Consider the following 26,585-nt stretch of genomic DNA (forward strand, 5'->3'; position numbering starts at 1 on the left):
GGAATCTCTAGATTTATTTAGTGAACAAACTGCTAAATTAATGTCTTTAAGTCCTCATAAATTACCTTATTATCAACGAGGTCATCGCGCCGAAATGCTTATCCAGTCTACCTTTGAGCTATAGTTGTCGCCCCGTCAGGCTCTGTTGGGCAAACCTGTTAACGCATCGTGAAAAGCATTATGAATCAGTTGTTCCTCCGCACGCTTGCGTTCGGTTATATCTCGCGTTACTTTCGCAAAACCTTTTAACTTTCCACTTTCATCTCGTAATGCCGTTATGACGACATTAGCCCAAAAACGCGATCCATCTTTTCGTACCCGCCATGCTTCGTCTTCAAACCCACCTTCTGTTGCTGCCATTTTCAATACTCGATTCGGTTTGCCGCGTAGGATATCTTCTTGGGGATAAAAGCGGGAAAAATGCTGACCGATAATTTCTTCTGGTTTATAACCCTTTATTTTTTCTGCGCCTTCATTCCAGGTAATCACATAACCGTTGCGATCTAACATGAAAATAGCATAGTCTTTCACACTTTGCACTAGCAGTTGGAAACTCGTTTCGCTTTCTCGCAATACCTGTGATGTGCGATGGTGCGACTCTAACTGGTTAGTTACGTGGTTAGCTAAAATTTGCAATCCTTCCTTCTGCAAATTGGTAAACTGACGCGGTTTCACGTCCATCACGCACAAGCATCCTAATGAATCTCCTTTGCAGTTAATTAAAGGTATACCGACATAAAAACGGACAGAATGACTAAAAGTGGCTAGTGGGGTAGTACTTAATTTAGTATCCTGCCAAGTATCCTCAATAATTAGCAAGTCCTTGTGGAGAACAGCATAGGCATAGTAGGCACTATCCGTAGATATCTGTAACCCTTCTAAACTTCCTTCTGATGCAAACCATTGCTGGGTGCCATCGGTAAGATAAATAAGCGCGATCGCACTCTGGCAAATATGGGCAGCTAAGCGAGTAATATTGTCTAACTCCTCTTGGGAAGTCATTTTACCTAGATTTTGCTTTGCGGGATTATTATATATAAAGATTTCTTCCCAAGACAATAGTGGCCGCTCTATCGTCCTTTTGGTTTGTTGATTATGATAATACTCTAATGTTTTTTCGGCAATTATATCTCTATATTGCAAATTTTTTCTCCTAACTTACTTAAGCAATTGGCTGTTTATTGTTTTTTCTTGATTCAGGATCGCTATGAATCGTGGATTGCCAACTGGTAGTTGGTAGCCGATCGTCCGAAATTTCCACAATTGACCTACACTCTTGGGGATGAAATGTCCACGGGTAACATTAGCGTATAGGAGATCGAAGAGCCTCCAAAATCGAGCTTAAATACATCATATTACACTTTAGCCAAAATTTTTATATTTTTTTAATATTGTTAGGATTAGACAAGCAAAATGGCTAGGCTGAATGTGGATAAGCCTTCAAAAACCCGGTTAATCGTGTGCGGTTATAACCTGGCAAAAGAGCATCTAGGTTTTAGAGCCAACTTTGATAATATTCTTTTGGGATAAGCAAAATGGTCGTCTCAGATAAAAATTTAGATGCTGGGTAGCTTAGGGACGGGTGAAAAGCGAAGACTCGGTAATTTTCGCAACATTTAGTCCCTACCAATCATCGCGGTGGGGAGATGGGTTAAGCCAGTCGTCTTGTACATACTCTGGCTGTAATTCAATTTCTTCCTCTTCTTCCTCTTGTTCCAGTTCTTCGTTTTCCTCTAGTTCTGGCGCGTTGTTTGCCAAAGGCTGAACTACTTTCGCAATTGCCTGCTGCACGAAAACCTTCACAAATTCATCTTTTCGGTTTAATTGAAACTGTCGCTGCACCACTTCGGTAATTCCGCCATCCCCCCAATCTTGATCGTGACGAAAATATTCGATAAAACTTTTACCCGCAATTCTGGTAAGATAAGCAGCTGTGACGCCTTGAATTGCTTTACCCACTAAATAGGTAGCAAGGTTCAGTTGCAGGGCGGTGGAAAGTAATTCGATCGCACCCTTGACAATTCCCAAACTCGCCAGCGTTTTCCCCAAAGAAAGCGCCAATTCTCGTCCGCGTTCCATATTCAGGTCGCAGCCGTAAATTTTGCCGATTTCCACTACCATTTGAGCATTTACAGCCGCAGTTGCCAGCAAATCGACCACCGGCAAAGGAGTTACCGCAATCACACCGGCACCGATCCATTGGAATCGTTCTACCACTTTATCAGCTTGACGCCGCCGTTGTGCATCGATGAGTTTCCGCGCTTCTTCTCCCAGACGTTGAGATTGCAGTAAAATATTATCTGCCATCAAGTCATCGCCTTCAGCGCGGAGGACGATTGCCAGACGGCGGATTAACGGCATGACATCTGGTTCGGCTGTAAAGAGATTGCCATTTTCTAGTTTGACAGGTTTGGGATTAGCTGCGATCGCCACTACATCCGACATTGAGATAAATCCCCGCACTCGTTCCCGCAGACGCGCCAGAATTTTTTCCCGATCTTGTTCTATATAAAGGTCAGTTTTGTTGAGAACGAGGATACTGCGTTTACCGATTTCTGCCAATGCACGCAACGGTTCGTATTCCGACTTTCGCAAATCGTTATCTACAACAAATAATAATAGATCTGCTTCCGTCGCCAATTGACGCGCCAGTTGTTCCCGTTCCGTTCCCGCCACCCCAGCTTCCAAAATTCCCGGCGTATCGGTGATGAGGATTTCCCGTTCCAATCCTTTCAACTTCAGATTGTAAGTTTCCCCCACCTCCGTCGTTCCCATCGGCGCATTCACCTGTCCTACCATTCTCCCCATCAACGCATTCACTAGAGAAGTTTTACCCGCCGAACCTGTCCCGAATACTACCACTTGCAAGTTACCGCGAGCGAGATTCGCTTCAATTTCGCGAGAACGACTGAGTAAAGCTTGTCGCGTCACTTCATCTTGAATCTGTTTCACCTGCTTTCGCACAGCGCGAAGCGTTTCTGCTGCTGCTTCCGTTTTCGCTTCCGGGACTTTCGGTTGAATTTTGCGACGGCGCGGCTTATTCTGGGACTGCCAGAACTGCATCGCGTAGTAGCCGAATGCTGCAATTAACATCGCCAGCAGCACAATCAGCAAGAAAAGTAGCAAATTGGCTAGCAGAGGTGGCGCTGACCAGGCAATATTAGCATAAAGGCGATATAGAGAGTTAATCAGCCAAATTACCAGCCCCAGGAGTACGGTGAAGCTAGCAACCAGCGGGAGAAGGCGAGACAGACGCATGAACTTGGCAGAGATTTTTCTGCTGTTTGGAGGCAAGGCCCGTGCAAGTAGGAGTTGCTCAAGGCTCTAAATTCTAGCCTACACCCGCAGCTTGAGTCAGTCGTTATCCAAGTTATTTCAGTGAGCAGACTTATCTGCTATTCAACCCTGATGTAGCTGATGCTGTAGCAAGGGGAGAAGGCTCTTTCGGATTTATGGGGAAAAATGTTCGTATATGTTACAGTTGAGTGCGAGCGGTGGGTTACGGCACGGGAAGTATATTATCGCTCTAAAGTGTTGAAATTATCGCCCGTGCCTAACCCACCCTACAATTAGATAAGTTTGTCTTATCACCACAAACACGGGAGAGCCAACAACTCCTTTAAGTCTTCCCCCATATTCAGGCTTCTCCTCCGTAGGAGGAACGGTCTTCCTCTTCTAGAAATCCTAAACTGTGAAGGTGAGTTCTTCTGTTCATCAAATATGAGCGGTAAAAGTGGTAAATCTTTGAAAGCTTACCATTTTTAACTGTTAATGGTATTTTAAAATTGACCTACCACAAACTGACAGACCTGATGCGCTCAAGTGCAAATATGACCGGGTGCAACGGGGGCGAGGCATTCAGGAGTAAGGAGGCGATGTGGCCCTAGTTCCAACGCCATACACAGGCAAATTGAGTGAGAGAAAGAATGGCTCTTAACTATACTGTCTTTGACGAAGCTTATTACCTGCAAAATAACCCGGATGTAAATTCGGCTGTAAATACTCCCGGAGGATTTTTTTCGGGAAGAGAACACTTCGATCGCTTCGGTCGATTTGAAGGCCGGGTAAACGTCTCACCATACTATAACGAAAATGCTTACTTGCAAAAATACCCGGATGTAGCTGCTGCCGTGGCATCGGGGGCTTACTCGTCTGGGCTGCAACACTTCGTGGAAGTTGGCTACGACGAAGGACGCGCCTCACCGCTGGGAACCGGAGAAACCGGGTTACTCAACACCGAAGAGATTTATTTGCGAAAATACCCGGATGTGGCGGCGGCGGTAGCAAACCGCGTCTTCAGATCTGGTTACGATCACTTTCTCCAGGTTGGCAGAAAAGAAGGTCGTTCGCCAACTTATTTCAGTGAGCCGGATTATTTACTATTCAACCCTGATGTAACTGATGCTGTAGCAAGGGGAGAATTTGCATCCGGGTTCGATCACTTTGTACGCTTTGGACAATACGAAGACCGATTTCCCCAATTCTCCGGTACTCGTGGCAATGACATAGTACAAGGCTTTGGTAAGGCTACTCGGTTCTTCTATGGAGTTGATTACCAGAATACAAGCCCCCAGCCTTCTTACGACTATATACTGCGGAGTGATGGACGCGGTGAGATCGATACCCTCATCGGTTCGCCGGGACAAGACGGTTTCTCCCTTGCAGGTGAGCTCGGTGTATCCCATCCCACAAACACAACGTTCTATCTTGGCAACGGTGCAAATGACTACGCCATCATTCGGAATTTTGAGAGAGGAATTGACGGAATCCAAATAGTGGGTACACTCAGTGATTACACACAAGTAGTTTCGGGCGGAAATCTCAGCATCTTTAAAGGAGGAGATTTAATTGCAGTTGTGGAAGAACAAACAACTCCTCTAGGTCCGGCGCCAGTTTCCGTCTTGTACCCAGTAGGAGGAACTGTCTGGATCACCTAGAGCGCCAGTCGAGTAGAATAAATTGACAGAAAGGACAAAATATGTATTGTGTAGGGGCGTTCGCGTAGCGTGCCGTAGGCATTAGCATTCGGGCCACAATCGATTGCGATCGGCATGTGTAAAGCCCGCCTGCGCGGGCTTCAAGAAAAACGCACCCTCCCCTACCCATCTCTCCCATTTCCCCCTATTCTCTACTATTAGCTAGAGGCGAACAGCCACTAAATGTGAGATATTTGCCTAAAACAGCACAAAGAGCCACAATTATGGGACTTTTAGACCAAGTTTTGAATGCCGTCAACAATTCCGACCAGCAAGGCAGTACGGGTCAACTCGCCAGCATTCTCAGCACTGTTCAGCAGCTGGGTGATGGCTATGGGGCCGATCCCTCAACTGTGCAAACCGCCTTGTCCGTGGTGGGAAACCACGTGCGTTCTGCCTTACAGCAAAAACAAGCTAATGAAGGTTTTGAGCAAGCGCAGAGCCTTGTAAACCAATATAGCGGCACATATCCCAACTCCCAAGCTGTCGATGCACTCTTCGGATTTAATCAGGTGCAGCAAGTCGTACAGGCAGTTGCACAAAGGACGGGATTGGATGCAGGTATGATTCAACAAATGCTGCCAGTATTGGTTCCCCTGGTGCTGAATTTACTGCAAACTGGCTCAAATTCTCAAAATCCTCAGCAGGGATCGAATCCAGTGCTGAATTCCTTTTTAGATGCTGACGGAGATGGTGATGTCGATATCGCCGATGCGATGCGGATGGCGGGTCGCTACCTAAGTTAGTAGTTCAGGACTTACGCACGCCGAGGTCAGAAACTGGGTTTCTTTGTAGATATAGCATCTGCATCTGTACTTACGGCGAATAAGTTAACGATAATGGTAAATTGACAAAGAAGCCTGGTTTCTTGAAGAACCCAGGTTTCTTTGTGCCTCACACACTTGAAAAGGGCTATATTAGTACCTCGTTGCTCTGCTAACAATGCGCTCCAAATCATCCACATTGCGACGCACATTAGACCAGTCCCTTTCAACGCGGGGGCCTAAGCGCCTGCGTTGGAGGAAATTGTCTATTCTAGATGCACTAGAAAGTACAGAACGAATATCGGAAGTAACATTTTGACCTCTGTTGTAACGATCGAGCAAACGATCGGTTGCCCTTTCAAAGTCTTTGACGTATCGGTTAATTTCATCTTCTTGGTTGGTGCCGTTGAGACGACTGCGATCGAGTGCGTCATCTAGGCTATCCTCAAACCTATCTGTGTTACTTTCTATGCGGCTTAAAATTTGCTCTACTTGGCCGTTGTTTCGGCGCGGAAAGCGTTGCGCTTGCGCCTCAGAACTTATGCCAATACTCGTTCCTGCGATTACCAGTGCAATTAAAAGCACCCTTTTGATTTTATCGATCATGTTTCCTTTCCTCCCAGTTGGGAATTAACTGTTTGATTTTCACCAAACCTAACTTTAGTAGAACTTGCGCTTCTGTCTTTCTATAGATGACAACTTGCTGTAAGTCTTCCGAAAATACTAATTCAGCAATTGCCAAACAGCATCTACCGACCGAGCGCGAGGGCAATAGAATTAAGTTAGGAAAAAAGCCCTTTTCCCTATCCTAAACTCTGATTCCAAACAGTGCTGCTACTTAAGCTTTGGGTTGGCACAAAATTCTCGATCTTGCAAACTTTGACGGCATTGGTGACTGTAGGTTCCCTTAGATTTCTGGCGGATTTGGCAAAGCAGAATTTTTTCCTATAAAGAAGTAGACAAGCAGAGCAGAAATTTATACCTCTGAAAATTCTAGATTACATATTCTCTATTAAAAAGCTTGTTTATACAAACACTTTATAGTCCCATCGAAAAATTAGATACTTAAATTATAGGTATTGCTATTTACAAAAAACTGCGGCCAATTTTACCTGGGAAATTCTGGATTTTGGATTATCTGCTTTTAATCCAAAATCCAAAATCCAAAATCTAAAATCTAAAATCGACTGCCGATCGGCCTTTGGGGGCCTGCCCAAGTATGATTGATACTGCGACCGAAGACAACGGGTTGGTCTTGTTTCGCCGCCACAGTTTGACCGCGCAAATTCACTGCCCATAAAGGCGGTTTCTCATTACCTAATTCCCCAGCGCGGAAGAGAACTTGGTCGGGTTTGGTTTGACTCCAACCTAACAACACAGCTTGGCTGTATTCGATTTTACTGGGAGCAACTGTGTTGGCACGATTTTGTCGTTTATCCCAGACAACAGCGTAGTCAGAAGCATCGGATGAGTTAAATGTACCTTCAAATTGCCGAGCCAAAAGCCGATCGCCACTTTGAGACCAAGACACGGGAGTCATAATTGAAATCACCCCTGGCATATCGGCAGGTTCATTTTTCTTCAAAGGATTATTTGCGAGAGGAGAAGAAGCGCTGACAACTCGCAAATTGCCGGTAGCCAGATTTTCTACAAACATGACGCTGCTGACGCGACTGTTGTACATTTCTGGCTGCACTTGGATCTGAATGCGACTGTAGGCTGCATATTGACCGTCTGGGGAAACCAGTGACGGGGTGCGATAGAAGCGTACCCCAGAACCTTTATTGGCGCTAATTTGGTCTTGGGTTGTCAATATCCATTTCCAGGGAATGGGATGAGGACTATCCAAGGGGTCAACTTGCTCCGGTTCGGAAGTAGAGGGAGCAGTAGTAGGAACTGCGATCGCTTTTTGCAAGCGCAGCTTACTGGGTGACGCTCCCACCTTTGCAACCCTTTTCGCCAAGGCAGATGAGTCAAAAGTGACTATCCCCGACATCATTAGCAGTATGGCCGCCAAGGGTAAAAAGTATGGTCTTGTGTGGAACCATCCGCGAAGCAATGGGTGTTGGAACATTTATAAATCTCTATAGTGCGTTTTCGGTGTGAGGACGAACACCCAAGAACAGGTTGAGCTTGTTTATCTTTTATTTATATCAGGGGAAGGTTGTTTTAACTTGCAAGTTCCATAATCTTTTTTAAAGATTCAAACAGCTGCTTCCTGAGTTGACAAATTTAGGCTGATATACCAAATCAGCAGGTTGAGATATTATCGCAGATGCTACGTTGGCTTTATTGTGGAAAAGTGTTTGGATGAGGTAAATAAGCGTGAAGGAATATTCAGAGGAATCTCCTGGCTTTGGCCGCTTTTTACTGGTTTTAGTGTTCAGATTGCTGCTTTTGGCTGTGGGAGGCGGTATAGCGGGATTAATAGGGGTAGCGATCGCCACGGTAAATCCCGCGACAAGGCCAAATAAGCCTTTAGTGGCAAAATTGCTGCAACTTCCCGGCGATGTCAAAAACTCACCCACTCTCGCCAAAGACCCAGCTGCCACAGAAGCGTCCGCTTCCGAAACTGAAGCTTTGGCAGTTCCCCCGCCGCCAAAGCTAACCCCACAGCAGAGACAGAAATTGGAAGCGGAAGTAAAGCAGTTAGAAGCGCAATTAAAGGTTTTGCGCGATCGCGCCACTACCTTGGAAAACCAAATCGGTAACAGTAATGCCAGCGAAGCATTAGAAACCCGATTGCAAGTTATATCCCAGCAACTGAAAGCTGCTGCCCAACCGCAACAAGCAAGCAACTCCGCCGTATCAGCAGCAGAGATAAGCCAACAAGTTTCTTCCTCCGGTGTACTCATTTCCCCAGAAACGCTGACGGCTACACTTCCCAGCGATGCTTTATTCTTAGACAGTCAAGCTGTTTTGCGGAAAGAAGCACGCCTGATTTTGGATAAGCTGATCGCTGAATTGCAAAAGTACCCAGACGCAAGAGTCAGCATTGCTGCCCACACTGACAGCGCTGGAGAAGCAGATAACAATCGAGTGCTATCTTTTCGGCAAGCGCAAGCAGTTGAACAGTATCTCTCCAGTACGTTAGGTGATAAGTACCACTGGCTAGTGTTGGGGTATGGAGAAACTCGACCTCTTGTGCCCAATAACACTACCATCAACTTGCAACGCAATCGCAGGCTGGAAATCACCGTTGATAGTAATTAATCAAAAGTCAAAAGTCAAAAGTCAAAAGTCAAAATTTTCCCTCTTCCCAACGCCCTAACCCCTAACCCCTAACATGAAAGTAGTTTTTTTCGGCACTCCCGAATTTGCAGTACCCAGCTTGGAGAAATTGTTAAATCATCGCGATTTTGAGGTTGTGGCGGTTGTCACCCAACCGGATAAGCGGCGGGGAAGGGGTAACCAGCTAACTCCCTCGCCAGTCAAAACCGTTGCTTTGACTCACGAACTGCCGATTTGGCAACCTCAACGGGTTAAAAAAGATACCGAAACTCTGGAGCTGCTGCGGCAAACACAGGCAGATGCCTTTGTCGTGGTGGCATACGGGCAAATTCTTTCTCAAGAAATTCTGGATATGCCCAAATTCGGTTGCATCAACGTTCACGGTTCGCTGCTACCCAAGTACCGAGGTGCCGCACCGATACAGTGGTGTCTCTACAACGGCGAGATGGCAACGGGCATTACTACAATGCTGATGGATGCTGGCATGGATACGGGTGCGATGTTGCTAAAAGTTCATACACCCATAGCGCTAATGGATAATGCCGAACAACTAGCCCAAACTCTATCAGTGTTGGGAGCAGATTTGTTGATAGAAACGCTGCTGAAGCTGCAAAAAGGAGCGCTTACTCCTATTCCTCAAGATTCTTCGCAAGCAACTTACGCACCGCTAATTAAAAAAGAAAATTACTCGCTTAATTGGTCGCGTCATGCTTTGGAATTACACAATCAGGTGAGGGGTTTTTTCCCAGACTGCGTGGCAACTTTTCGGGGTGCGCCGTTGAAAATCACCTCTACAGCACCGATTACGCCTGAGATGCGATCGCAGCTGCCTTCAGAATTGAGAGTGCTGGAGGAAAAATGGTTTGATTTGTCCGATCGTACAGCAAGCCCTGGAGAAGTGGTGGCTACGGTCAAGGGAATTGGCCCCCTCGTGCAAACTGGAGAGGGACTGTTGCTGCTACAAAAAGTGCAACCCGCAGGTAAACGCGCTCAGTCTGGTTTGGACTTTGCGAATGGGATGCGTTTAGCGGTGGGAGAGGTTTTGCAAAACGGCGAGTAGCATAGGCATTGCCCACCCTACTGGACTGAGGATTTTTCGTAGAAGCGGCAGCGATCGCATGGCCCTTCTGGATTAACCGCACAGCGAATTAGTTCGGAATGAGCGTTGAAGCGGCAGGAGGCATCCCCCAGCACCCAGCGTCCGTCTATAATACTTCTCTCTGTGGGGCGCGGTGCGGACTGTACGTATAGGGCTATTTTGTGCAATTTGTAGCGTCCTAACCTGAGTTGATAGCGGTGGCGGCGTTCTAGGACGGCGTAGGTTTTCCCTTCCAGATCGAGATAGTTACCGGGTTGCGGTGCCCAGTCTAGGTTGATGTTACCGAGGGACTGACGCGGGTGCGTCAAAATCACCTCGGTTGGTAAATAATCTGGTTCCATAGCTCCCTCCAGATGTGTTGCGGACTACATCTTTTAAGGTATCGCGATCCTTGGCAAAGTTCGATCGCTGATGTATAGCTAGGGCGTCGGGCGTCGGGACTGGGGCGTCGGGGAAGAAGCGCGTCAAATTAAGGGTTTCAGGAATTAAAAATGTCCTAACAGCCTTGGCGGTTGCTATAAATGTGAAGCCAGGGAAGGTGCATTGCCTGTTTCTGTGGCTCTAGGTCAGGATCATCTATCTGGAAGTTCTAAAGTTATCGATAAATTTTTGTAAATCCTGGTAGTCGATTGCACTCCATCCATTAATGGACTGTTTGGCAATCCTCTCTATTTCTTCCCATGACGGGATATCCTCGCTAAAGTAATTTCTAGCTGCATCGCCAATTGTGGCAGTATATAAAACCAATGCTACTGATGCTATTCCTGATGAAATCATAATTCCGCTCATAGAAAATATTCCTCCAGAGAGGCCAGCGGAAATAACATCTACAGTTATACCTGATGCTGATGCTAATACTTTGAAAGCAGAAGCTCCCCACGTAATGATCCAACTTTGCCATGAAAGTCTTTTTCTAAATTCTCTGTAAAAATTTTTAGCATCAGCTTCTGCTTTATCAGTCTGTTCGGGTGACGGATGATCTCCTTTTTTTTGTTCACCAATCAAGATCAAGTTTACAATCATCTGTATGATTTCATCATTAATAGCTTGAATTTCTCTACCAAAACTAGCAGGCATTGCCGCAAGTCCAGCAACTTTAAGCAAAGTTTCGCGGATAGTAGCCGAACAAGCCTTTTGTTTGTCACGACAGACAAGTTGGAATAAAAATGACTTTTGCAAACGTTCTAATTTTTTAGAAATAGCCTCTGTTAAAGTATCGATTCCTCGTCCGTCTTTGGAGCATATAGGGATAATACAAGCATCAATATCGTCCTCTATCTGAGATTTTACACGCTGCCAATTTTCATCCGCATCAATTCTAGACACGACTATAATAAAATCATTTCCATATTCGGAATTCAACCAAAAACAGTCTGACTTATCTTTATCTTGCCAACCAGAGGCTGTATTAACGAAGTAAAGCACGATGTCTATATTATGAACATTCCTTTTTAACGAAATATTTGTTTTGGGATCTCTTAAACCAGGGGTATCAATAAGTTTGACAACATTAGAGTTAGGTAGTGGATACACATTAAACCACTTTGTAGTTCCTGTCGCAGCATCAACTTTGGCAATTTCTTCTCCTATGATAGCGTTAATAGCTGAAGATTTCCCAGCGTTGACTGCCCCAACAAGAGCAATTTTAAGCCCTTGTTTCAAGTTTTCACGAATGACTTTGGCAACAGATGAAGCAGCAATAGCTTTTTCAATGGCTTCTTCGTTATTATTGTACATATATTTTTCCAAATAAATTAGGCTGATTATAGCAATTGTCTATGGAAAATATTCTTTTATAAACACAAATTTTAAATCTATACAGCAAGCTTATATCGCTCATCAGCTATAAAGAAATCGCTCCCTCCAATATCAGAGGGAGTGCGATCGCCCGTTCTCAAATTAATCCGCTTCTGTTTCGCCAGAAAATGGATTTTCTCCAATTCCCAACTCCTGTTTCGTCTTTTCCAGTTCTTTCCAGAGCGCTTCGATATCGCTAAATGCTTGCTCCATCGAAATTTTTCCATTGCTTGCTAAACAACTGATGTAACTTACCCGTTGTGCAAATTCTTGTATGTTGGCATTAAACACTAAATTCTCTGGTTTCACTTCACCATAGTAGTGGCTTCTGGGATATAAAAGACTATAAATAGCTAACATTTTTATACCCTCGCATCAATTGATATTTGGTTATAATTCTATTATCAAGGTTTTCCAACAAATTTTCGTGATAGCTGTCAAACAAGGGTGTGATGACAATCACTAGCGAAATTTAACAGATTACGGCTAGAATACCAATTCAATATTCGCGTCGAGTACGATCGACCGGGTTTATTTGGTCGTCAACCAAATAAACCCGGTGGCTGGGATTAGTAATTTGCTGTTCTATGTGCAGCTAGAGGTGTTCTCCGTACTGCTTAAAGAGCGATCGTACATCTACTGAGTCGGGTGCGATCGCTCACAATCGCGTTTTTGCTCTGTAAATTAAGGCTTTTTCTTTAGTCCACCAGAGTCATCTTTTTTTGTCTGTTGTGTCCGCTAAATCGGGAAACACCTCGCGCACTGCCGGATGCACCAACTGATGAGAGCGAACGTTCAATCCCTTGGCTAAATTTGGGTCTAATTCCAGTGCTTTGATACCGCGATTGGCTAGTTTCAAAACATAGGGTAAGGTGCTGTTATTGAGTGCTTGAGTAGCAGTCCAAGGAACGGCCCCTGGCATATTTGGTACGCCGTAATGTACTACTCCTTCCTCAATGTAGACTGGATTGGTGTGAGAGGTGGGACGCAAAGTTTCGATACAACCACCTTGGTCTACTGCCACATCAACAATAACAGCACCAGGACGCATTTTTTTGACGAATTCTCGCGACACGAGGATGGGAGCTTTTTTTGCTAGTACTAAAACTGCACCGATGAGCAAATCGGTGTCTGGAATATTAGCTTCGATCGCAGAAGGATTACTGTATAACAATTCAACTCTAGAGCCAAAAAGAGTTTCTAGATAAGCTAAACGTTCTACATTTATATCCAAAATCTGGACTCTGGCACCCATACCGACGGCAATTCTGGCTGCTTCAGTACCGACGACACCACCGCCTAAAATCGTTACTTTTCCGGGACTAACTCCGGGAACGCCTCCCAGGAGAACGCCTCGACCTCCTTGCTGTCTCTCCAGAAACCTAGCTCCGAATTGTACGGCTAAGCGTCCGGCGATAATGCTCATGGGGGTAAGGAGGGGAAGTTTGCCGTCTGGCAGCTCTACGGTTTCGTAGGCGATCGCAGTTACTCCGCAGTCTATCAGATGTTCGGTTAAAGTGCGATCGGCGGCCAAGTGCAGATAAGTAAACAGTAACTGCTCTTTCTGAAGAAACTGGTACTCTGCCTTCAGAGGTTCCTTCACTTTAACTACCAGTTCTCGATTCCAGGCTTCTTCTGCCGTGGGTACAATCTTAGCTCCTGCCTGAATATAATCTTCATCCGTAAAACCCGCACCTACACCGGCTGCGGTTTCTACAAAGATACTATGACCGGCTTCGTGCAACACCCGTACACTACTCGGACTCAATCCCACCCGAAATTCTCGATCCTTGGTTTCTTTGGGAACGCCAATTTCCATATATCACCTCGATCTACCTATATTTCCAGCTTAAGTCGCAAAAGTCTGGTCTTGCCTTTATCTGAGATATATTTCTGACCTACTACTGGTATTAAATTTTCAACCTGCCTTGCGATCGATCCTGAGATGGAGGACTTATGCTTGACTGCTGGTTAACCCTCCTTACAATAGAGAAGGTAAAGAATTGTAACTAGCGCGTCGGTATGCAAAACTACCGATCGGCAGCCAATCTAGCCTGGTGTTCCAAATTACCATCAATATAGAGTTGAAAGACTTATGGCGCAAGGGTTCCAACCAACAACACAACCGCAACCGACCGTAACTCCGAAGCTGGAGGAGCCAAAGTTTGGTTTCAACGAGTATGCAGAACGCTTAAATGGCAGAGCTGCCATGATCGGCTTTGTCCTCACTCTGCTGATTGAATACTTTACGGGTCAAGGATTGCTATCCTGGCTAGGGCTAAATTAGGAGCTGGGGGGAGAAGGGAAGAGAGAAGAGGGAAGAGGGAAGAGGGAGAGGGAAAAAGATTTATTCTCCCGCTCCCCTGCTCCCCTGCCCCCCTGCCCCCACTCCTAGCGAGGCTGCTCGGATTAGAATAAGAAGCGCTAAGATCGAATTAAAATTCAGGACATAGTACCAACTGTGATGAATGCTGCATGGGTTCGGTTTGTGAAGTCAGCCTACCGTAAAGAACCGATTTCCAGCTTTATACTGATTGTAGGAGCGGTGGACGCTGCCCTCGGTGGTTTGGACAATCGCTGGTCTTTGTTCAGCCTGGGAATAGGAACGGTAGGGTTGGCGATCTCATTGCGTTGGTGGTTGATTCAGCGTAGCACCGCTGAGGTTCCCTCTGAAGTACCGCAATACTATCTACCACCTACCCCATCTCGACCTCAGTTACCCAACTTGAACGTTTCTAACAAGAAACATCCACCCCGCTAGGAAGCAGAGGAGCAGAGGGGCAACTAACTTGACTGCCGACAACTGGCTCCTCAAGAGAATTATGAATACAGCCGTGGTAGGTAAACTGCTGAAGATTGGCGAAGTCTCGGCGTCTAGCGGTTTGCCAGTAAAAACTATTCGCTATTATGAGGATCTCGGCTTACTATCGCCAATAGTAGTCAGATCGGAATCTGGCTATCGATTGTTTAATCCTCTGGTACTGAAGCGATTGGATTTCATTAAACGGGCGCAGTCTCTGGGGATGAGTTTAAAAGAGATTCATCTGTTTCTGGAAATACACGATCGCGGTAAGTTACCTTGTCGGGAAGTTAAGCAACATTTGGAGGCAAAGATAGAGGAAATAGTCAAACAAATTGACGCACTGGAAACGCTAAAATTTGAATTGCAAGGTTTACTATCCGGTTGGCAAGAACAACCTTCAGCCAACTGTCTAGAGGAAATTATCTGTCCCAATATTCAATCCGAGCCGGATGAAATTTCTATATAAATTCAAAGCTAAAAGCCAAAAACACAACAAACGAATACTCTTCAATATTTCTTTTGCCTTTTGCCTTGTTACTTTTTATTTTATCAGTCAGGGGCAGGCAAATACGATTGCCCAGTTCAAACCCTTGCCAGTTCCAGTTCCGCCGCCCTACGGTGTTCCCGATGTATCTCCACCCACCGTCGTTCCCGCTCCACCTTATCTCAACAGCGGTGCGTGGCAAAATGTTACCCTCCTTCACAACATTAAAGCGCATTGGGGGCCAGTGTATGCGCTTACTTTTAGTCCCGATGGCCGTTTTCTTGCTAGTGGGGGAACTGATATCGATACAAAAATTAGGTTGTGGAATGCGATAAAAGGCAAAAAAATTCGCACCATCAGCGCTCACAGTAATAGGGTGCTTTCCATTGCCATTACTCCCGATAATCTGACTGTTGCCAGCGGTGGTGAGGACGCTACACTCAACCTTTGGAGTCTGAAAACAGGGCGATTAAGTCGTAGTTTTACCCACGATTTCAGTAATATTTTGTCGCTGGGGATTACCCCGGACGGTCAAACTTTAATCAGCGGCGGTTTGGATGGAATTAGATTCATAGATTTGCGGACAGAACGATTGCTTTACACTCGCGTACCTTTGTCTCAACCAGTAGTTTATACTTTAGCAATTAGCCCGGATGGGCAATTGTTGGCAACTGGGGGTAGGGATAAAAGTATTCAACTGTGGAATTTAAGTACTAGCCAATTTCTCGGTGCTATATCGGGACATGAAGGTGCTGTGAGTTCTTTGGCTTTTACTCCTGATGGTGCAAACTTAGTTAGTGGCAGTTACGACCACACGATTAGAGTATGGAATCTCAGAAAAAGAAGGTCTTATACGCTGGTGGGACATCGAAATGTGGTTTATTCTGTCGCTATTAATCCTGATGGGCGTACTTTAGCTAGTGCGGGTAGAGATGGTTTGAGACTTTGGGATTTGCAGACGGGACAACTGATCGGTTCGGTTCCGTTGGATACAGATTGGGTGCAATGCGTTGCTTTTAGTCCGGATGGGCAGATTCTAGCTAGTGGTGCTTATGATGGGACGATTAAGGTTTGGCAAGGAAATACCAATTTTAGATTTTAGATTTTAGATTTTAGATTTTAGATTTTAGATTTTAGATTTTTAGCATATCGTATCCTGTCAAATACCTTTCCCATCACTCCCGCTCCCCCACTCCCCCACTCCCCCCTTCGCCCGTGCAAAAAAAATAGGGAGGGAACTAATCTTCCCTCCCGGTGAGTTTTTGTTGTTTTCTGTTTCGGACTGTTCTTTGAGTTTGTTGCGGAGCATTTTTTGTTGTTTCTTGAGTTGGCGTTGACGAGCGGAACCGCCTCGGCCTTTGTCGTTTCTACCCTCGCGGCGAGGGGACTCCCAGCGCTTGAGAAGTCGAGCCATTGTTTTCCCTTTTTTGTTGTGTATTTCAATTGTAGCACAAGCTCGGCGATCGCCTGTAACTGTTGTATAAGTTCTGTATTTTTTCTATAAATCTTTGGTAAATGTAATCCTAAGCAATAAATCTTAGTAAATAATATTTATATTATTACTGCGCTGCTGCCATGCCCCTCAGTCGTAAATTGGGTACTGAAATTGCTTTAGATCGAGTCCTTGACTGGATTGCGGCGATCGCCTTGCGAATGCACCAGTCGCATAACTTAGGTGATATTTTGAAAGTAACTGTCACAGAGGTTAGGGAAATACTAAGAAGCGATCGCGTCATCATCTACCGCTTCCTGGCGGATGGAGATGGCGTCGTGGCAGAAGAGTCTGTGAGTCCCGAATGGAAACCGATTCAAGGGCAACTGATTTATGACCCTTGTTTCAATGCGGAATGGGTGGAGAAATATCGGCAAGGGCGAATTGGCGTCTTGGAAGATATTGATGCCAGACCTTTGGAACCGTGTTACAAAGACTTATTAATGCGGTTACAGATTCGAGCCAATCTGGTAGTACCGATTTTACTGAGGAGTCAGGAGATTAACAGTATTTCCACGGTGTCGGATCGCGTTTGGGGCTTACTGATCGTTCATCAGTGCAGCAGTCCGCGTCAGTGGTCTTCAGTAGAAATAAAATTGCTACAACAGGTTGCGATCCAACTGGGAATCGCCCTTGTGCAGATAGAACTGCATCGGCGTTTGCAACAACAAGATCGAGATATTAGCGAACGACAAGCTGCGCTACAGGAACGCCAGCAGGTGGAGGAGAAACTGCGCTGGAAAGAAGCGCTGTTGCGCTGTATGACTGATACTTCTCGACTGGCGTTTTTTGTTGTGGATAACCGCACCGATACAATTTTGTATTTTAATCACTGCTTTTGTGAAATTTGGGGCATTGAATATCTGGAAAGCCAGATGCGATCGGGCAAGCTGAAAAACAATGACATTATGCCGGATTGCTTACAATTAATTGCAGATATTCCCGCATTTGTTGAGTCTTGTAAACTTTTGCAGAGCGAAGAAAACCGTTGTACAATTGAAGATGAAATCGCGTTTGTAGATGGGCGCACGATTCGCCGTTTTTCGAGTCAAATTCGGGACGATCGAGATCGGTACTTTGGACGATTATATGTGTTTGAAGATATTACGGTTCACAAACAGGCAGAACAAGCTTTGCAACAGCAAGCTGAACGGGAACGGATGATCTATGAAATTGCCCAACATATCCGCGAGTCTTTAGATTTGGATGAGATTCTCAACACAACGGTTGCGGAGGTGCGGCGTTTTCTGCAAACCGATCGCGCGATCGTCTACCGTTTTAACCGTGATTGGAGTGGTGTAGTGGTCAAGGAATCTGTTGCAGAGGGTTGGCAGGCAATTTTGAATATGCAGATTACAGATACCTACTTTGTAGAGAGGCAGGGACAATCGTATCAGCAAAGTGCTATTCAAGTTACTTCCGATATTTATACGGCTGGATTATCCCTTTGCCATATTGAGTTATTGGAAAGGTTGCAAGTACGAGCTAAGCTCGTTGTGCCGATTTTACAAGGCGATCGTCTTTGGGGGCTGTTAGTGGCTCACCATTGCAGCGCTCCTCGCGAGTGGCATCCCTTGGAGACCGAGCTGCTTCAACAGTTGGCAACCCAAGTAGCGATCGCGATTCAGCAATCAGAACTGCATCAACAGTTGCAAATCGCTAACCAACAGTTGGAAAATTTAGCGCTGATCGATCAATTAACTCAGATTGCCAATCGACGTTGTTTCGATCGCACTTTTACCCTGGAATGGTATCGTCTCATGCGGGAACAACGTCCCCTGTCATTGCTGTTGTGTGACATCGATTATTTCAAACAATATAACGATACTTACGGTCACGCCGCCGGGGATACCTGTTTGAAAATCGTTGCCCAAACTTTTAAACAAGCAGTTGAGCGTTCTACTGATTTGGTTGCTCGTTATGGTGGCGAGGAATTTGCTGTTATCTTACCCTATACTGATACTGATGGGGCTGTTCGAGTTGCCCAAAAAATTCATGAAGCCATCCAAGCACTCGCTCTTCCTCATATTGCTTCTGCTGTGTCACAATATGTGACGTTAAGTATAGGGATTGCCACCGTAATTCCCAGTTACAATTTGAGTCCGGTGGATTTGATAGAGGCAGCCGATCGGGCTCTTTATAAAGCTAAAGTAAGCGGTCGCAATTCTTGGTTTACCAGCAGTATTTTTCTAATTTAAATTTCAAAAAAATTCATAATTATGGTTATTTACTATAAAAAAGATTGTGTATTATAAGTTAAAGAAATTGATGAATTACGCTTGCTCGCTCAACAAACCCGGTTTCTGGTTTTCACCCTCAAGCTGAAATAAGCGAATTATGTTAACTCACATCTTGCACCAAACGTAAAAACCGGGTTTCTTGCAAATAGCTAAACCTGAAACCCTAGATTTTTCGTAAAGAAACCCGGTTTTTCAAGTCTTGTTGTTTTTGTTAAAACTGAGATAGTGCAAAAAAAGGCGCTATGCAGGAACATTCCAATGAGCCCAGAAATTACGATGTTGTGCTTGGCGGTAAAACTCCACCGCCGACGAGTGGTGCGGTTTTGGGAGGATTGGCGGGAGTCAAGCACCGACTGATAAGTCAGGAAGCCGAGCAACGTATTGGGGCGCTAATGGAAGCGCTCAGTTATGGGGAAGCTGGTTTCGATGTGCTAATTCGAGCATTGGACGATCCCGTACCCCAGGTGCGGGATACTGCTTGCTTGCTATTGCAAAGCAGAATCGCAAAAATCACCGTCCTAAAAAAGGGTGTAGGGATTTGGAATAAGTGGAGAGCGTCTACTATTCGCCTAGAAGGTATCAATGTAGACCTTAGTTCGGTGAATCTGAGCGGATTTGACCTCAGCGGGTTTAATTTCAGCAATGCGAATTTGATCGGCGCTAATCTCAGCGGTGCTAATCTCAGCGGCGCTAATCTCAGTGGTGCTAATCTCAGCGAAGCTAATCTAATAGATGCGGATCTCACAAATGCTAATCTCACGGCTGCTTGTCTGTGGAAAGCTGAACTGAACGGCGCTAAACTGCGACAGGGTACTGTCCTCCAGCAAACAACTATGCCTGATGGGAAGGTGATTTAAGGAAAAGTCAAAAGTCAAAAGTCAAAAGTCAAAAATTAAAAGATAGAATGCAGTAGCGGGACAATTCCCAATAAAGAATCACCAATGACTAATCGACAGGGTGTTTATAAGGTTCAAAATCAGAAGAAGGGGAAAGAAGTTTTAGCGAAAAACTACGATGTAGATTACCCGTTACTGGAAATCAATAAACTTTTAGGGGTGGCTGCATCTAAAGGTAGTTACTATCTGCATTCATCGGAGGGGAAACAACCACCGCCGGGATGTCCCAGGATACCACCTTCGTTACATTTGCGGGGATATCAGCAACAAGCGGTTACCAATTGGCTTGCCAATAAAGGTAGAGGGACTTTAAAGATGGCGACTGGTAGCGGGAAGACGATTACGGCGTTGGCGATCGCAACTGAACTTTATCATAAAATTGGCTTGCAAGTGTTGCTGGTAGTCTGTCCTTATCAGCATTTGGTAAAACAATGGGCGCGTGAATGCGAGAAATTTGGCATTGAACCTATTTTAGCTTTTGAAAGTGTGCGTCGCTGGCAAACGCTACTTTCTACACAACTATATAATGTGCGATCGAGCAATCAATTGTTCCTGGCAGTTATCACAACTAATTCGACTTTAATTAGTGAGGGGTTTCAGTCGCAACTGAAGTATTTTCCAGAAAAAACCCTAATTGTGGGAGATGAAGCGCATAATTTGGGCGCACCCCGTTTGGAGGAAAGTTTGCCTCGGAATGTTGGGTTGCGCTTAGCTTTATCTGCAACGCCGGAAAGGTATTTTGATGAGGATGGTACTCAATCGCTGTTTGATTATTTTGGCCCGGTTTTGCAACCGGAATTTACTCTCAAAGATGCGATTCAACAAGGTGCGTTGGTGCATTATCTTTATTATCCGATTTTAGTGGAATTAACGGAATCGGAGAGTCGCAGTTATATTAAATTGACTAAAAGTATTGGGCGTTCTTTGCAATATCGTCAACGCGAAGGACAAGCTGGTGGGATATCAGATGAAGATAACGAAGATTTAAAGCCGTTGTTGATGCAAAGGGCGCGGTTAATCGGTGCTGCTGCTAATAAGTTACAAGCTTTGCGCGATTTAATGTATACTCGGTTGGAGACTAGCCACACTTTATTTTATTGCGGTGATGGTTCGGTGGAAAGTACGCGCCAACTTAAGGCTGTGACTAAGATTTTGGGAACAGAACTGGGTTATCGGGTAAATACTTATACTGCGGAAACTCCTTTGGAGGAAAGAGAAGATTTGCGGCGTCAATTTGAGACGGGTGAGTTGCAAGGTTTGGTGGCAATTCGCTGTTTGGATGAAGGGGTGGATATTCCGGCTATTCAAAATGCGGTGATTTTGGCTAGTAGCGGTAATCCGCGCCAGTTTATTCAGCGACGGGGACGCATTTTGCGAAGGCATCCGGGGAAGGAAAGGGCGACTTTATTTGATACGATCGTACTCCCTCCCGATATGGATCGGGAAACTTTGGAAGTCGAACGCAATTTGCTGCGAAGAGAGTTGCGCCGCTTGGTGGAATTTGCCGATTTAGCTGATAATGCGGGGGAAGCCCGAATGAAGTTGTTGAGTTTGCAAAAGCGCTATAATTTGTTGGATATTTAGGTATGTTGTTGCCCTTTAGCGCCCAAGCGTAACAATAAACATAACAAAGGCTTTATGAAAAATTGTTGGTTTCTCAACTAGACATCTACTAAGAAACCCGGTTTCTGGCTTCGTCGTGGGTAAGTCTCGATCTAGAAAGGAGTGGGGATAGTTAATATTTGTGTCTGATATCCAATTCGTTGGCATCAGAATTGTATTTTTTTAACGCAAAGTACGCAGAGGATAGCGCAGAGGTACGCAAAGTTTTTTGTTGAAAATTTGTAAGGATTGAGAAGGTACGGGAATTGATATGAGTTAATTTTGTGGCGAATTATATCGATTTTCCAGATACTTTTTAAGCAATAATGGCACAGAGAATAGCAGCGATCGCTTCTCGGTTGCTTTTTCGATTAAACCCCGTTTCCGCAAAGACTGTACTGCTTTCAAAAAATCAGCATCAGATAAGGCTAATTCTGTTGGTTTGTGGAAAATATCGGCAGTATCTTGGTTGGCTAACCAGAGAATTACCAGTTTTTCAGATGCCGATAACCGTTGATAATATTCTTCTAATTTTGGTTCTAAGTCGCCTAGAAATAAACTGGGATAGGATAGGTAGCGATCGACACTACCGTTAAATAAATCTTCGATTGTAGAAGCTATTATATTCAACCAGGAAGGATTGCCGCCGTAAAGTTGGATCAGTTCCCCCCATTTATGCTCATCAGTTAATCCTTTGTTGGTCAATATTTCTGCCGCCGTTTCTCCCAAACTGCCAAGTTGTAGGCTGCGACAATGACGGTTTTCTCCTTCTAGGGTGGCTATTTCTGTGGGTTTTTCGCAACTGAGGAGTAGGAAACAACTTTGGTGAGGCGAACAGGCTATTTCTTTTAAGAATTTACCGTAAGTTTGGCATTCGGGGAGATAAGTTCCTGCTAATTCTCCACTGATAAATAGTTCTTGGAAGTCGTCGAGAATAATCAGGCAGGAATGAGAACGCAGATAGTCGATTAGCGATAATAGTTGAGTTTCTCTATTTTGGCAGAAAAACTGCATTAAATTGGTTTGTAGGGATTTCAGGGTGAGGGTGTTGGTGCAGTTGCGCCAGATGATATATTCAAAGTTATCTTGAATTTGTTCGAGGAGTTCTCTAGCGAGGGTGGTTTTGCCAATTCCCGGTAATCCAAAGATGGTGATGAGGCGGATATTTTCTTCAAGTATCCATTGTTTAAGGGTTGTTAGTTCTGTGGTGCGGTTGGAAATGCGATCGTATTCGGGTGCTTCGATTAAATCGTGGTGTTTTTCTGATTGGTTGGTGGAGTTTGTAGTAGGGGTGGATGTGTGCGATCGGTTTTTTGTTTTGCCATCAGAGTGCCAACTTTCTCCACATACAGTGATGCTTCTCCCGACCAATTGACTATTCACAAAATTATTACTAATATTAGACTTGGAAATATAAAACCGTTCCATTGTAGCGCGAAAGTTTTTTTTATTAACTTTTTCGTCTAATTCTTCTGATATCAGTTCCCATAAATTCCCTGCAACTCTCTTAACATTTGCTTCAGTACAGTGATATTCATTTGCAATTTCGTGATATTTTTGACTATCCCAAACCCCTGCTAATATTGCCTGTTGCAGACTATTTAAGTGTGTTCCCGTTTTGGCCAAAATTAAATCATCTGCCCATTTGAGGACTTCTTGGACATCCATCGGTGATACACATACTAATTTTACGCAATTTTACTACTTTTTGCGCCCTTTTGCAACCTAGTGCGACTAAACTATACTTTTTGCTACCAATAGTTCCTCAGAAAGGTCGGTAAAAGTCTATACCAGGTTAGACTTTTTATCACTTTACGAATTTATGAAGCTTTTTATCATAGAAGATAAAACCAAAAATCATTGCATAAAAATTTCATTAATTAAAAGTGACAAGGTGTTTCCCGACTTTCCGCAGATTGGTGGAAGTTAAAAAACGACGATCTTAATGATGGATGAGGTGCTGATAATGTTTTCTTTTGACGCAGATACTAGCAATATGAAGGGATTGGTTGGAATGAATCCCGATCCGAGCGCTCCCAGTGATGCGGACATTTTAAAGTCTTTTGGCGTGCATCAACCACGAATTTTGGGAGGCTCCGATGCAGGGCTTCTCCCAAATTTAGTATCAGCGGCTCACGATCATATTGTCATGCCTCTCGATATGTCGGTTGACCAAGGAAACACCCGATCTGAAACAGTTGCTCACACTGCTGCATCCGTCGATCCTTTAACTGGAATTGCCTTAGCCAAAAGTAAAGAAGAATTACAACAATTTGCCAGCAAGCCAGAATTTCTGACTCAGATGGGCGTTGCTTTTGGAAAACATTTTAATGTCAAGACTGCCGAAAATTTGGCAGACAACTGGAGTCATGGTCTTTTCAATATCCCACCCATTAAGGTCGTTTCTAGAGCCGACATCAAAGAAGCTAATGGGGCTTTTGCCGCAGAGACTAACACAATTTATTTGTCGAGAGAGTTTGTTGCTAAAAATGCTGATAACATAGAGGCGATCGCATCAGTGGTGCTAGAAGAAACCGGACATTATATAGACTCCCGGATCAATATCCGCGATGCAGCCGGAGATGAGGGTGCTATTTTTGCTGGTATTGTTCAAGGCAAGCAGTTTGATTCAGCCGAATTACAGGCATTAAAAACTGAAGATGATACCGCGATTGCGATGCTGGATGGGAAACCCATTTTGATTGAGCAGTCATACAATAGTATAGTTAGCTCTTCCCCTGGATTCACAAAAAATGTAGGTGGCTGGACAGATAACAATAATTATCCGCGTTTAGCCGGTGATGTTAACGGAGATGGTAGGGCTGACATTGTGGGTTTTGGTTCCTCTAACGTTTTTGTCTCCTTCGGCAATAGCAATGGCACTTTTGGCACTCCCATTTCCTCTTCACCAGGATTCACAAAAAATGTAGGCGGCTGGACAGATAATAATAACTATCCGCGTTTATTGGCAGATGTCAACGGTGATAAGAAAGCCGATATTATCGGTTTTAGTAGCACTAACGTTTTTGTCTCTTTGAGCAATGGTAATGGCACTTTTGGCGCTCTCATTGCCTCTAAACCTGGATTCACGAAAAATGTAGGTGGCTGGACAGATAACAATAATTATCCACGTTTGGTAGGTGATGTCAACGGAGATGGTAGGGCTGACATTGTGGGTTTTGGCCCGAGTGATGTGTTTGTCTCCTTCGGTAATAGTAATGGAACTTTCGGCACTCCTATTACCTCTAAACCTAGCTCAACAAATGCCTTCACAAAAAATGTAGGCGGCTGGACAGATAATAATAACTATCCACGTTTATTGGCAGATGTCAATGGTGATAAGAAGGCCGATATTATCGGTTTTGGCGGCACTAACGTTTTTGTCTCTTTGAGCAATGGTAATGGCACTTTTGGCGCTCCTATTGCCTCTTCCCCTGGATTCACGAAAAATGTAGGTGGCTGGACAGATAACAATAATTATCCGCGTTTAGCAGGTGATGTCAACGGAGATGGTAGGGCTGACATTGTGGGTTTTGGTGCCAGTGATGTGTTTGTTTCCCTAGCCAATAGTAATGGAACTTTCGGCACTCCTACTGCTTATAAACATAGCTCAACAAATGCCTTCACAAAAAATGTAGGTGGCTGGACAGATAATAATAATTATCCCCGTCTATTGAGTGATATCAACGCAGATAGCAAGGCTGATATTATTGGTTTTAGCGACACTTATGTTTTTGCATCTTTAGCAGGTTCCGCACCACCTACTGGTTCTCAGCCTATTCTGACTGTACAAAATCCCGACTATTTCAGAAATCGTCCTCAGTTTTATATGGAGCAGGGCAATGGCTATGCTAAATATGGCTATGGATCGTCTTTGCTAGGAAATAATAATTGGGGTCAAGAAGGAAACTGTACTTGGTATGCTTATGGTCGTCTCAAGGAATTAGGATTTAATCCTGATGATGTGATGAACGGCTACCCTCCTGCTTCTGATTGGGGAAGCGTATTGCGTAATAATGCAAGAATTCTAGGGTCAGGAGAAACACCGCGCTTAGGTGATGTAGCTCAATGGTATCTTAATGGTCAAAATCATGTTGCTATTGTCGAAAAAGTAGAAAATGGACAAGTTTGGCTTTCAGAATCTAATTGGTCTACAGATAAAGACGGTGACAAGGATGGTGACACAAAACTGGATGATGGTACATTTCATTGGATTGTAACTTATTCAGTTAGCGCTCCTCAGCGTTACATCCGTTTGAGTAAGAGTTAGAGGAACAAGGCGATCGCTTTTTTCAATACACAAGGGATCGCTCTTTGATTTTAGAGAAGGCGATCGCATTACTTCATAATTGTTACTAAGGGGAGGGAATTACCTGAATTAACCCAGTGTGGAAAGCATTATCGTAAGTGATAATAGGCAAGTTTTCTAGTTCTGCCTGAGCCATCAGCATCCGATCGAACGGATCTCGATGCGAAATAGGCAAGCTTCCTGCTCTCAATGCGTGAGCGTTGGTGATGGTTAGCTCGTTAAACTTTGCTTTCTGTAATATGTACTGATAATTATCAACCAAAGGTTTAGCTTCAGGTAGTTTGCCGAGCCGATATTTGGTAGAAATTTCCCAAGCGGAGGCACTGCTAACCAAAATGCGATGGTTGGGGTTGCAAATGATGTCTCGGCACTCTTGGTTAAGTTTCGGATCATTAAAAAGCCACCAGAGCAGAATATGAGTGTCAAGCAGGTAGCTCATTCCCATTGCTGAAGTTCCTCTTCTGGTAGGGGTTCAAAAAATGCCTCTCCCAGTTGTCCTATCAGTAGTCCAGGGGTACGAGGTTGGGTGTCTTCTTGATTTAAGCCTAAACGGAAGTCGTGAATTAAATCATAAATTTCTGTAAGCTTGTCTTCTGGTATATCTTTTAGTTCTTGTATAATTTTCTGAATTAACATAAATCCTCCAGGGGTGAATTGTTCGTGCAGCAACTTCTTTACAGTCAGTATCGATGGATCGTCGCCCGTACCTAACCCACCCGACGATTAGATAAGTTTTTATTATCACCACAAAAACAGGAGAGACGCTGATAAGGCATTCTCGTTGGCGCGTATATGGGCTATTATAACTGCCCGCGTCGATCGCCTGTATCCGCAGTTGCGACACTCTACACCTTTAAGTTCTAAGATCGATTGAATAAGCGCGAATTTTCAT

General features: G+C 44.5%; 24 protein-coding genes. 12 read left to right on the top strand and 12 right to left on the bottom strand.

Going from position 1 to position 26,585, the window contains the following annotated elements:
- Nucleotides 1-135: 135 nt before the first annotated feature.
- Nucleotides 136-1,002 (bottom strand): PAS domain S-box protein, encoded by an 867-nt coding sequence (locus tag ACE1CD_RS34595; protein ID WP_374827666.1) that lies wholly within the window; start codon nucleotides 1,000-1,002, stop codon nucleotides 136-138.
- A 621-nt stretch (nucleotides 1,003-1,623) separates the two neighbouring features.
- Nucleotides 1,624-3,258: a YcjF family protein gene (locus tag ACE1CD_RS34600; RefSeq protein ID WP_374827667.1), complete on the bottom strand. Its 1,635-nt coding sequence runs from the start codon at nucleotides 3,256-3,258 to the stop codon at nucleotides 1,624-1,626.
- 668 nt (nucleotides 3,259-3,926) lie between these two features.
- On the opposite strand from ACE1CD_RS34600, the gene ACE1CD_RS34605 reads away from it, so the two are divergent.
- Together ACE1CD_RS34605 and ACE1CD_RS34610 are read left to right on the top strand one after the other, a co-directional pair.
- The gene (locus ACE1CD_RS34605; RefSeq protein ID WP_374827668.1) at nucleotides 3,927-4,937 is read left to right on the top strand and encodes a hypothetical protein; all 1,011 of its coding nucleotides are present in this window, start codon (nucleotides 3,927-3,929) and stop codon (nucleotides 4,935-4,937) included.
- Between the two features lie 263 nt (nucleotides 4,938-5,200).
- A complete protein-coding gene (locus tag ACE1CD_RS34610) occupies nucleotides 5,201-5,722 on the top strand; it encodes a DUF937 domain-containing protein (RefSeq protein ID WP_374801066.1) in 522 nt (173 codons plus the stop codon).
- A gap of 171 nt (nucleotides 5,723-5,893) precedes the next feature.
- Here ACE1CD_RS34610 and ACE1CD_RS34615 read toward each other — a convergent pair whose 3' ends face one another.
- Nucleotides 5,894-6,346: a hypothetical protein gene (locus tag ACE1CD_RS34615; protein ID WP_374827669.1), complete on the bottom strand. Its 453-nt coding sequence runs from the start codon at nucleotides 6,344-6,346 to the stop codon at nucleotides 5,894-5,896.
- A 571-nt stretch (nucleotides 6,347-6,917) separates the two neighbouring features.
- Nucleotides 6,918-7,814 (bottom strand): hypothetical protein, encoded by an 897-nt coding sequence (locus ACE1CD_RS34620; protein ID WP_374827670.1) that lies wholly within the window; start codon nucleotides 7,812-7,814, stop codon nucleotides 6,918-6,920.
- A 251-nt stretch (nucleotides 7,815-8,065) separates the two neighbouring features.
- On the opposite strand from ACE1CD_RS34620, the gene ACE1CD_RS34625 reads away from it, so the two are divergent.
- Together ACE1CD_RS34625 and fmt are read left to right on the top strand one after the other, a co-directional pair.
- Nucleotides 8,066-8,953 (top strand): OmpA family protein, encoded by an 888-nt coding sequence (locus tag ACE1CD_RS34625; RefSeq protein ID WP_374827671.1) that lies wholly within the window; start codon nucleotides 8,066-8,068, stop codon nucleotides 8,951-8,953.
- A gap of 73 nt (nucleotides 8,954-9,026) precedes the next feature.
- Nucleotides 9,027-10,031, top strand: coding sequence for a methionyl-tRNA formyltransferase (gene fmt, locus ACE1CD_RS34630; protein WP_374827672.1), 1,005 nt, complete (start codon nucleotides 9,027-9,029; stop codon nucleotides 10,029-10,031).
- 17 nt (nucleotides 10,032-10,048) lie between these two features.
- Here fmt and ACE1CD_RS34635 read toward each other — a convergent pair whose 3' ends face one another.
- The 4 genes from ACE1CD_RS34635 to ald all read right to left on the bottom strand — a co-directional run bounded on the left by ACE1CD_RS34635 (nucleotide 10,049) and on the right by ald (nucleotide 13,686).
- Nucleotides 10,049-10,411 (bottom strand): DUF6464 family protein, encoded by a 363-nt coding sequence (locus tag ACE1CD_RS34635; RefSeq protein ID WP_374827673.1) that lies wholly within the window; start codon nucleotides 10,409-10,411, stop codon nucleotides 10,049-10,051.
- Nucleotides 10,412-10,646: 235 nt separating this feature from the next.
- Nucleotides 10,647-11,807, bottom strand: coding sequence for a GTPase (locus ACE1CD_RS34640; protein WP_374827674.1), 1,161 nt, complete (start codon nucleotides 11,805-11,807; stop codon nucleotides 10,647-10,649).
- 162 nt (nucleotides 11,808-11,969) lie between these two features.
- A complete protein-coding gene (locus tag ACE1CD_RS34645) occupies nucleotides 11,970-12,227 on the bottom strand; it encodes a hypothetical protein (protein WP_374827675.1) in 258 nt (85 codons plus the stop codon).
- A 352-nt stretch (nucleotides 12,228-12,579) separates the two neighbouring features.
- Nucleotides 12,580-13,686 (bottom strand): alanine dehydrogenase, encoded by a 1,107-nt coding sequence (ald, locus tag ACE1CD_RS34650; RefSeq protein ID WP_374827676.1) that lies wholly within the window; start codon nucleotides 13,684-13,686, stop codon nucleotides 12,580-12,582.
- 276 nt (nucleotides 13,687-13,962) lie between these two features.
- Here ald and ACE1CD_RS34655 point away from each other — a divergent pair, with 276 nt between their 5' ends.
- From ACE1CD_RS34655 to ACE1CD_RS34670, 4 genes are all read left to right on the top strand, one after another.
- Nucleotides 13,963-14,154 (top strand): hypothetical protein, encoded by a 192-nt coding sequence (locus ACE1CD_RS34655; protein WP_190461096.1) that lies wholly within the window; start codon nucleotides 13,963-13,965, stop codon nucleotides 14,152-14,154.
- Nucleotides 14,155-14,331: 177 nt separating this feature from the next.
- Complete coding sequence (locus ACE1CD_RS34660; RefSeq protein WP_374801044.1) at nucleotides 14,332-14,628, top strand: hypothetical protein; 297 nt, start codon at nucleotides 14,332-14,334, stop codon at nucleotides 14,626-14,628.
- 61 nt (nucleotides 14,629-14,689) lie between these two features.
- Complete coding sequence (locus ACE1CD_RS34665) at nucleotides 14,690-15,136, top strand: heavy metal-responsive transcriptional regulator (protein WP_190461165.1); 447 nt, start codon at nucleotides 14,690-14,692, stop codon at nucleotides 15,134-15,136.
- Nucleotides 15,137-15,260: 124 nt separating this feature from the next.
- Complete coding sequence (locus tag ACE1CD_RS34670; RefSeq protein WP_374827677.1) at nucleotides 15,261-16,256, top strand: WD40 repeat domain-containing protein; 996 nt, start codon at nucleotides 15,261-15,263, stop codon at nucleotides 16,254-16,256.
- A gap of 57 nt (nucleotides 16,257-16,313) precedes the next feature.
- Here ACE1CD_RS34670 and ACE1CD_RS34675 read toward each other — a convergent pair whose 3' ends face one another.
- Nucleotides 16,314-16,568, bottom strand: a complete 255-nt coding sequence (locus ACE1CD_RS34675) for a hypothetical protein (RefSeq protein WP_374827678.1) — start codon at nucleotides 16,566-16,568, stop codon at nucleotides 16,314-16,316.
- Nucleotides 16,569-16,729: 161 nt separating this feature from the next.
- Between ACE1CD_RS34675 and ACE1CD_RS34680 the strand changes: the two genes are divergently transcribed.
- The 3 genes from ACE1CD_RS34680 to ACE1CD_RS34690 all read left to right on the top strand — a co-directional run bounded on the left by ACE1CD_RS34680 (nucleotide 16,730) and on the right by ACE1CD_RS34690 (nucleotide 21,366).
- On the top strand, nucleotides 16,730-18,844 hold the full coding sequence (locus ACE1CD_RS34680) for a diguanylate cyclase domain-containing protein (protein WP_374827679.1): 2,115 nt from the start codon (nucleotides 16,730-16,732) through the stop codon (nucleotides 18,842-18,844).
- Between the two features lie 284 nt (nucleotides 18,845-19,128).
- Nucleotides 19,129-19,743 carry a pentapeptide repeat-containing protein gene (locus tag ACE1CD_RS34685; RefSeq protein WP_374827681.1) on the top strand — a complete coding sequence of 205 codons (615 nt, stop codon included), beginning with the start codon at nucleotides 19,129-19,131 and terminating at the stop codon, nucleotides 19,741-19,743.
- Between the two features lie 84 nt (nucleotides 19,744-19,827).
- The gene (locus tag ACE1CD_RS34690; protein ID WP_374827682.1) at nucleotides 19,828-21,366 is read left to right on the top strand and encodes a DNA phosphorothioation system restriction enzyme; all 1,539 of its coding nucleotides are present in this window, start codon (nucleotides 19,828-19,830) and stop codon (nucleotides 21,364-21,366) included.
- Between the two features lie 294 nt (nucleotides 21,367-21,660).
- Here ACE1CD_RS34690 and ACE1CD_RS34695 read toward each other — a convergent pair whose 3' ends face one another.
- Nucleotides 21,661-23,052 (bottom strand): NB-ARC domain-containing protein, encoded by a 1,392-nt coding sequence (locus ACE1CD_RS34695; protein WP_374827683.1) that lies wholly within the window; start codon nucleotides 23,050-23,052, stop codon nucleotides 21,661-21,663.
- Between the two features lie 298 nt (nucleotides 23,053-23,350).
- Here ACE1CD_RS34695 and ACE1CD_RS34700 point away from each other — a divergent pair, with 298 nt between their 5' ends.
- A complete protein-coding gene (locus ACE1CD_RS34700; RefSeq protein WP_374827684.1) occupies nucleotides 23,351-25,654 on the top strand; it encodes an FG-GAP-like repeat-containing protein in 2,304 nt (767 codons plus the stop codon).
- Between the two features lie 85 nt (nucleotides 25,655-25,739).
- Here ACE1CD_RS34700 and ACE1CD_RS34705 read toward each other — a convergent pair whose 3' ends face one another.
- Together ACE1CD_RS34705 and ACE1CD_RS34710 are read right to left on the bottom strand one after the other, a co-directional pair.
- Nucleotides 25,740-26,138: a type II toxin-antitoxin system VapC family toxin gene (locus ACE1CD_RS34705; RefSeq protein WP_374801026.1), complete on the bottom strand. Its 399-nt coding sequence runs from the start codon at nucleotides 26,136-26,138 to the stop codon at nucleotides 25,740-25,742.
- The gene (locus ACE1CD_RS34710; RefSeq protein ID WP_374801024.1) at nucleotides 26,129-26,329 is read right to left on the bottom strand and encodes a hypothetical protein; all 201 of its coding nucleotides are present in this window, start codon (nucleotides 26,327-26,329) and stop codon (nucleotides 26,129-26,131) included. The genes ACE1CD_RS34705 and ACE1CD_RS34710 overlap by 10 nt, the downstream gene beginning before the upstream one ends.
- Between the last annotated feature and the right edge of the window lie 256 nt (nucleotides 26,330-26,585).

Source organism: Aerosakkonema sp. BLCC-F183 (assembly GCF_041929145.1).
Taxonomy (GTDB): Bacteria; Cyanobacteriota; Cyanobacteriia; order Cyanobacteriales; family Aerosakkonemataceae; genus Aerosakkonema.

Coding starts and splice junctions, on each gene's coding strand:
- ACE1CD_RS34595 (WP_374827666.1), bottom strand. CDS start 1,002: ATGACTTCCCAAGAGGAGTTAGACAATATTACTCGCTTAGCTGCCCAT.
- ACE1CD_RS34600 (WP_374827667.1), bottom strand. CDS start 3,258: ATGCGTCTGTCTCGCCTTCTCCCGCTGGTTGCTAGCTTCACCGTACTC.
- ACE1CD_RS34605 (WP_374827668.1), top strand. CDS start 3,927: ATGGCTCTTAACTATACTGTCTTTGACGAAGCTTATTACCTGCAAAAT.
- ACE1CD_RS34610 (WP_374801066.1), top strand. CDS start 5,201: ATGGGACTTTTAGACCAAGTTTTGAATGCCGTCAACAATTCCGACCAG.
- ACE1CD_RS34615 (WP_374827669.1), bottom strand. CDS start 6,346: ATGATCGATAAAATCAAAAGGGTGCTTTTAATTGCACTGGTAATCGCA.
- ACE1CD_RS34620 (WP_374827670.1), bottom strand. CDS start 7,814: ATGTTCCAACACCCATTGCTTCGCGGATGGTTCCACACAAGACCATAC.
- fmt (WP_374827672.1), top strand. CDS start 9,027: ATGAAAGTAGTTTTTTTCGGCACTCCCGAATTTGCAGTACCCAGCTTG.
- ACE1CD_RS34635 (WP_374827673.1), bottom strand. CDS start 10,411: ATGGAACCAGATTATTTACCAACCGAGGTGATTTTGACGCACCCGCGT.
- ACE1CD_RS34640 (WP_374827674.1), bottom strand. CDS start 11,807: ATGTACAATAATAACGAAGAAGCCATTGAAAAAGCTATTGCTGCTTCA.
- ACE1CD_RS34645 (WP_374827675.1), bottom strand. CDS start 12,227: ATGTTAGCTATTTATAGTCTTTTATATCCCAGAAGCCACTACTATGGT.
- ald (WP_374827676.1), bottom strand. CDS start 13,686: ATGGAAATTGGCGTTCCCAAAGAAACCAAGGATCGAGAATTTCGGGTG.
- ACE1CD_RS34655 (WP_190461096.1), top strand. CDS start 13,963: ATGGCGCAAGGGTTCCAACCAACAACACAACCGCAACCGACCGTAACT.
- ACE1CD_RS34660 (WP_374801044.1), top strand. CDS start 14,332: ATGAATGCTGCATGGGTTCGGTTTGTGAAGTCAGCCTACCGTAAAGAA.
- ACE1CD_RS34665 (WP_190461165.1), top strand. CDS start 14,690: ATGAATACAGCCGTGGTAGGTAAACTGCTGAAGATTGGCGAAGTCTCG.
- ACE1CD_RS34675 (WP_374827678.1), bottom strand. CDS start 16,568: ATGGCTCGACTTCTCAAGCGCTGGGAGTCCCCTCGCCGCGAGGGTAGA.
- ACE1CD_RS34680 (WP_374827679.1), top strand. CDS start 16,730: ATGCCCCTCAGTCGTAAATTGGGTACTGAAATTGCTTTAGATCGAGTC.
- ACE1CD_RS34685 (WP_374827681.1), top strand. CDS start 19,129: ATGCAGGAACATTCCAATGAGCCCAGAAATTACGATGTTGTGCTTGGC.
- ACE1CD_RS34690 (WP_374827682.1), top strand. CDS start 19,828: ATGACTAATCGACAGGGTGTTTATAAGGTTCAAAATCAGAAGAAGGGG.
- ACE1CD_RS34695 (WP_374827683.1), bottom strand. CDS start 23,052: ATGGATGTCCAAGAAGTCCTCAAATGGGCAGATGATTTAATTTTGGCC.
- ACE1CD_RS34700 (WP_374827684.1), top strand. CDS start 23,351: ATGTTTTCTTTTGACGCAGATACTAGCAATATGAAGGGATTGGTTGGA.
- ACE1CD_RS34705 (WP_374801026.1), bottom strand. CDS start 26,138: ATGGGAATGAGCTACCTGCTTGACACTCATATTCTGCTCTGGTGGCTT.
- ACE1CD_RS34710 (WP_374801024.1), bottom strand. CDS start 26,329: ATGTTAATTCAGAAAATTATACAAGAACTAAAAGATATACCAGAAGAC.